Here is a 5,720-nt window from a genome sequence, read left to right on the forward strand (position 1 = left end):
AGCTCGCCGACCGCGCGGATGCGGCGGTTGCCGAAGTGGTCGATGTCGTCGACCTCGACGCGCACGTCGATCGGCTGGCCATCGCGGACACCCGCGATGGTCTTCTGCCCGGCGTGGAGCGCAACGAGGAACTTGATCATCGCGACGATGTCCTCGATGTGGAGGACGGACGCCTCGCGGTCGGAGAGCGGGCGGTCGACGCCGAGCTTCCGGTTGATCTTGTACCGGCCGACCTTCGCGAGGTCGTAGCGCTTCGGGTTGAAGTAGAGGTTGTCGAGCAGCGACTGGGCCGCCTCGACCGTGGGCGGCTCGCCCGGACGGAGCTTCCGGTAGATGTCGAGGAGTGCGTCCTCGCGGGTCTCGGTCGTGTCCTTCTCGAGCGTCGCGCGCATCGAGTCGTAGTCGCCGAACTCCTCGAGGATCTGGCCCTCGGACCAGCCGAGCGCCTTGAGCAGGACGGTCACCGACTGCTTGCGCTTGCGGTCGAGGCGGACGCCGACCTGGTCGCGCTTGTCGATCTCGAGCTCGAACCACGCACCGCGCGAAGGGATGATCTTCGCCGTGAAGATGTCCTTGTCGCTCGTCTTGTCGGCGGCGCGCTCGAAGTAGGCACCCGGGGAGCGAACGAGCTGCGAGACGACGACGCGCTCGGTGCCGTTGACGACGAACGTGCCCTTCTCGGTCATGAGCGGGAAGTCGCCCATGAACACGGTCTGCTGCTTGATCTCGCCCGTGTTGTTGTTCATGAACTCGGCCTTGACGTACAGCGGGGCCGAGTAGGTGGCGTCGCGCTCCTTGCACTCCTCCATCGTGTACTTCGGGTCCGCGAACTCGGGGTCGGAGAAGCTCAGGGACATGGTGCCCTGGAAGTCTTCGATCGGGGAGATTTCCTCGAAGATGTCGGCGAGGCCGGACGTCGTTGCAACGCTCGCGTCGCCCTCTTCCGCGGCCTTGGCCACGCGGGCCTGCCAGCGCTCGTTGCCGACGAGCCAGTCAAAGGACTCAGTCTGGAGGGCCAGCAGGTTGGGGACGTCGAGGGGCTCGTGGATCTTGGCGAATGAGAGCCGGTTGCGTGCGCCGTCCGTGTTAGCGGTTTGGTTGTCAGAGGTGCTCGAGGCGACCAAGAGGGATCCTTCCACAGACCTTCAGGATTGTCCGCACCCTCCCCCAACCGTGCAGCTGCCCAGCAACTCTTCTGTTAGATGGACGGCCGCCCACGAGCCCACCGCTATATGAAGGCTGGAGGTCAGAAAGGGAGAACGCAAAGATCTAGCATAGCCGTTATGAGCGCGCGTGTCTAGCGCACATCTCGAGCGCGGTCAAGTGCCCGTCTGAGAGGCGCCGCGAGGATCCCGCCGCACACACTGTACACCCGCCCCAACCCGGCGCGCCGTCCGTTCATCGGCGGTAGCCTGAAGTCAGCGCGGCCCGCCCATGGACTGGGCGTCCCCGCGCCCACGCACTCTCCGACTCCCGGAGCAGGCACGACGACGTGACAGGAGATGCCATGAGCAGCGGCACCGACGAAGTGGTCATCCTTTCCGCAGCACGCACCCCGTTCGGCAGACTCAACGGGCAGCTCGTGGGGCTCACCGCGGTCGACCTCGGCGCGCACGCCATCACCGCGGCGCTCGCCAGAAGCGGTGTCCGGCCCGAGTCGGTCGACGCGGTCATCATGGGCCAGGTCCTTCAGGCCGGGGCCGGACAGAATCCCGCGCGCCAGAGCGCGATCGCTGCGGGCATCGGCTGGAACGTCCCGTGCGTGACGATCAACAAGGTGTGCCTCTCCGGCCTCACGGCGGTGATCGATGCCGCCCGCATGATCCGCGCGGACGACGCAACCGTCGTCGTCGCCGGCGGCCAGGAGTCCATGAGCCGCGCCCCGCACGTTCTCCCCGGCTCGCGGCAGGGCTGGATGTACGGGACCGTCGCGGCGCTCGACGTCGCCGCCCACGACGGACTGACCGACGCCTTCGACGGGCAGTCGATGGGCCTTTCGACCGAAAGCAGGAACCTCACGCTCGGGATCGACCGCAAGTCCCAGGACGAGGTTGCGGCAGCGTCCCACCAGCGCGCCGCCGCGGCGCAGGAGTCGGGCGTGTTCGACGACGAGATCGCACCCCTCGAGGTCAAGCAGCGCAAGGGTGCCCCAGTCCGGCTCACGAGTGACGAGGGCGTCCGCCCGGGCACGACCCTCGAGACGCTCGCACCGCTCAAGGCCGCTTTCGCCACCGACGGAACCATCACGGCGGGAAACTCCTCGCCGCTCTCGGACGGGGCGGCAGCCCTTGTCGTCACGAGCCGCGCCTATGCGGAGGAGCACGGACTCTCCTGGCTCGCCGTCGTCGGCAAGCCCGGGCAGGTCGCCGGCCCGGACAACTCGCTTCACTCGCAGCCCGCCAACGCCATCGCGAACGCCCTCTCCCGGGCCGGCTGGACCACTCAGGACCTCGACTTCATCGAGATCAACGAGGCCTTCGGCTCGGTGGCAGTGCAGTCGCTCAAGGAGCTCAAGTATCCGCTCGAGAAGACGAACATCCACGGCGGGGCGATCGCGCTCGGGCACCCCATCGGCGCTTCCGGTGCACGGCTCGCCGGACACGCCGCGCTCGAACTCGCGCGGCGGGGCGCGGGGCGCTCCGCCGTGTCCCTGTGCGGCGGCGGGGGGCAAGGCGAAGCGCTCCTGCTGTACCGGGACTGAGGCGCCGTGAGCGGACACCAACGCTTCGTGGACGACGCCGCCGCACGCGGCCTCCGCGTCGAGCTCGCCGACCGCGGCCGCGCGAAGAGCCTGGAGGAAGCCGCGGCGAATCTCGGGATCGAGCCGCGGGACATCGTGAAGACACTCGTCGTCCGGCACCCCGACGGCAGCTTCCTCTTCGCGCTCATCCCCGGAGACCGGCAGATCTCGTGGCCCAAGCTGCGCCGGCTGCTCGGCGTGAACCGACTCTCGATGCCGTCCGCCGAGGTCGCCCTCGAGGCGACCGGCTACGAACGTGGGACCATCACGCCGGTCGGTTCGACGACGGCATGGCCGGTCTTCGCGGACGAGAGCATCTCCGGGCGGATCTCGCTCGGAGCGGGCGAGCATGGGCGCAGCGCCTTCGTCGACGCGGGCGAGCTGTTCGCTTCGTTGGACGCGAAGGTCGCGGACATCAGCGACCCTCTCTGAGGCCACGGCGGCTGGGTCCAGACGGCCCAGCCCGCCCGAACGCAGCCCGACGGCAAAGGCCCCCGGGTTCCAGAACGGAACACGGGGGCCTTCGGCTCGCCCTCCCGGCCAGGGGCCGGGGGGCGAGAGCAAGCAAGGAACTTACTTGAGGGTGACGGTAGCGCCAGCGGCCTCGAGGACCTCCTTGGCCTTCTCCGCGGTCTCCTTGTTGGCGCCCTCGAGGACGGCCTTGGGAGCGGCGTCGACGAGGTCCTTGGCCTCCTTGAGGCCGAGCGACGTGAGGCCACGGACCTCCTTGATGACCGCGATCTTCTTGTCGCCAGCAGCCTCGAGGATCACGTCGAAGGAATCCTTCTCCTCCTCGGCAGCAGCCTCGGCACCGCCGCCGGCGGGACCGGCAACGGCCACGGCAGCAGCGGTGACCTCGAAGACCTCCTCGAACTTCTTCACGAACTCGGAGAGCTCGATGATGGTGAGCTCCTTGAAGGCCTCGATCAGCTCGTCCTGGGTGAGCTTCGCCATGGTTGGCGTCCTTTCATTCTGGGGCGCGACCGGGGCAGTCCCTGGGCGCGCCGAGTTTGTGGGGTGGGGAAGAGATCAGTTCTCTTCGGCGGCCGCAGCAGCTGGCTCGGAAGCCTCGGCAGCTTCGGCGGGAGCCTCGGCCTCGGAAGCAGCGGCCGGAGCGCCGCCCTCTTCCTCGAGCTTGATGCGCAGGGCATCGAGGACGCGCGCGACGGCGGACATGGGCGCCTTGAGGACGCCCGCAACCCTCGCGAGCTGCAGTTCGCGGGACTCCAGGGCGGCCAGGGCGGCCACCTCGTTCGCGTCGAGCGCCTTGCCCTCGAAGTAGCCGGTCTTGATGACCAGCTGCTTGTTCTCCTTGGCAAAGTCGGTCAGGCTCTTGGCGGCCGCAACGGCGTCACCCTTGATGAACGCGATCGCGGTCGGTCCGGCAAGCTGGCCGTCGAACGCTTCGACGCCAGCCTCCTTCGCGGCGATGGCGGTCAGGGAGTTCTTCACGACCGAGAACTTGCTGTCCTGGCCGAGCGCACGACGCAGCTTCTTGAGCTGGGCGACGGAGAGCCCACGGTATTCGGTCAGGACTGCGGCTGCCGACTCCTGGAAATCCTTGGTGATCTCCTCGACAGCTGACACCTTGGCAGGCGTTGCCATAACCCTCCTTCCGGGGAAACTAGGCCGATACTCGGTCCCGGAATGACGAACGCCCCGCGCAGATGCACGGGGCGTGGAGGGCCGGCCGGATGACATCCGTGCCGGAGCTTTCGCTCGTTCACCTGCGCAGGCCGCCCCATTCCGGGGACCTTAGGCTGGCTGCGGCGAGCAAATGCACACAACAATCAGCGACCGGCGGTCTTTGGTCCTCCAAGACTACGGGATGCCGCTGGAACCGCCAAATCGCGGGTGCTCGAGGTCAGCTCGCGAGCAGCTCGGTCAGGGCGCGGCGGCGGGCGTCCTCGACGGCGGCGGCCAGATTGCGGATGAGCAGGACGAGCCACCCGAGCACGATGCCAGCGACGAACATCTCCATCGCCGTCATGTTGTAGTAGCCGAGGGGGTACCAGAGGACGACGGCGAGCACGGCTCCCCCGAGCATCACGAAGCCCGTCACCTGGAACGTCCGGCTCACGCCTGGAAGCCACCAGTGCAGTCCCATGACGAGGACCACGAACGCACCGGACATCGACGTCGCGAGTGCGTTGTGGCCAGGCATGTACACGTCCACGGGCACGAGCCCCGTCCCTGCGAGCAGGAGGCCCATGAGCACGAGGCACACGAAGACCGGCCGGGTCCGCACGTCGCTCTCGCCGAGCGGTTTCCGTCGCGCGCGCCCGTGCACGCGGTCCTCCGCACCGATGCTGGCCAGCCTGTCGGCCCGGTAGGCCGCCAGCGCTTGAATGTCGCGGGTCACGTACTCCGCGAGCATCGTGATGACGATCCCGCCCGTCACGAGCGTGACGTTGAACGTCCACGCGACTCCGCTGTTCGCGGCGCCGAGGGCACTGAAGTTGATCTCCCACCAATTCGGGTTCTTCGTCGTCACCATCGAGGTGAGCACCCCGGCGGCGAGATACGTCGCGAGGAGATTCGAGAGAAGGTAGCTGTTCATCCGTGCGCCGGACTGGTACGTCGCGTACGCGGACAGGCCACCCACCACCGCGGTCTCGACTGCTCCGGCGAAGGGGTCGATGGTGAGGTCGCCGAAGGCCTGCTGGAAGATGCGGAACCCCGCCCATGCAGCCATGAAGGCGATCGCGCCATGGACGACGGCCAAGGCCAGCAGCCCAAGATACCGGCGCCAGGCGGGACGCTCCACGAGCCAATGGTGCTGGGGATGGTCGAACGTGTGACGGTAGGCCAGCGGCAGGACGATCACGGCGACGGCCCCGCCCACAAGGCCCGCGACGTCGCCGACGCTGTGGTCCCCGGAGAGAGCCGGGCGGTGGCCGGCAAAGGCGATGAGCGCAGCGACAAAGCTCACGATGACGGCGAATCCCGCCATCTGCACGGCGCGCGCCTCGGTTCGGAC

The 5,720-nt window shown here is 68.0% G+C and carries 5 protein-coding genes and 1 pseudogene; 2 read left to right on the plus strand and 4 right to left on the minus strand.

What is annotated here, in order from left to right; all coding sequences use genetic code 11:
* A pseudogene (locus tag V7053_RS17525) lies at positions 1-1,124 on the minus strand (DNA-directed RNA polymerase subunit beta); the annotation flags it as partial.
* 383 nt (positions 1,125-1,507) lie between these two features.
* Between V7053_RS17525 and V7053_RS17530 the strand changes: the two are divergent.
* Both V7053_RS17530 and V7053_RS17535 read left to right on the plus strand, forming a co-directional pair.
* Positions 1,508-2,701, plus strand: coding sequence for an acetyl-CoA C-acetyltransferase (locus tag V7053_RS17530; protein ID WP_334173548.1), 1,194 nt, complete (start codon positions 1,508-1,510; stop codon positions 2,699-2,701).
* 6 nt (positions 2,702-2,707) lie between these two features.
* A complete protein-coding gene (locus V7053_RS17535) occupies positions 2,708-3,172 on the plus strand; it encodes an aminoacyl-tRNA deacylase (protein WP_334173549.1) in 465 nt (154 codons plus the stop codon).
* Positions 3,173-3,313: 141 nt separating this feature from the next.
* Here the strand turns inward: V7053_RS17535 and rplL are convergent, their stop codons facing one another.
* The 3 genes from rplL to V7053_RS17550 all read right to left on the minus strand — a co-directional run.
* Positions 3,314-3,694 carry a 50S ribosomal protein L7/L12 gene (gene rplL, locus V7053_RS17540; protein WP_138414246.1) on the minus strand — a complete coding sequence of 127 codons (381 nt, stop codon included), beginning with the start codon at positions 3,692-3,694 and terminating at the stop codon, positions 3,314-3,316.
* A gap of 75 nt (positions 3,695-3,769) precedes the next feature.
* Positions 3,770-4,345, minus strand: a complete 576-nt coding sequence (rplJ, locus tag V7053_RS17545; RefSeq protein WP_334173550.1) for a 50S ribosomal protein L10 — start codon at positions 4,343-4,345, stop codon at positions 3,770-3,772.
* A 259-nt stretch (positions 4,346-4,604) separates the two neighbouring features.
* Positions 4,605-5,720, minus strand: a 1,116-nt coding sequence (locus tag V7053_RS17550) for a hypothetical protein (protein ID WP_334173551.1), incomplete at its 5' end; no start/stop codon positions are given.

The sequence above is a fragment of the Sinomonas sp. genome, from assembly GCF_036848755.1.
Lineage (GTDB): Bacteria > Actinomycetota > Actinomycetes > Actinomycetales > Micrococcaceae > Sinomonas.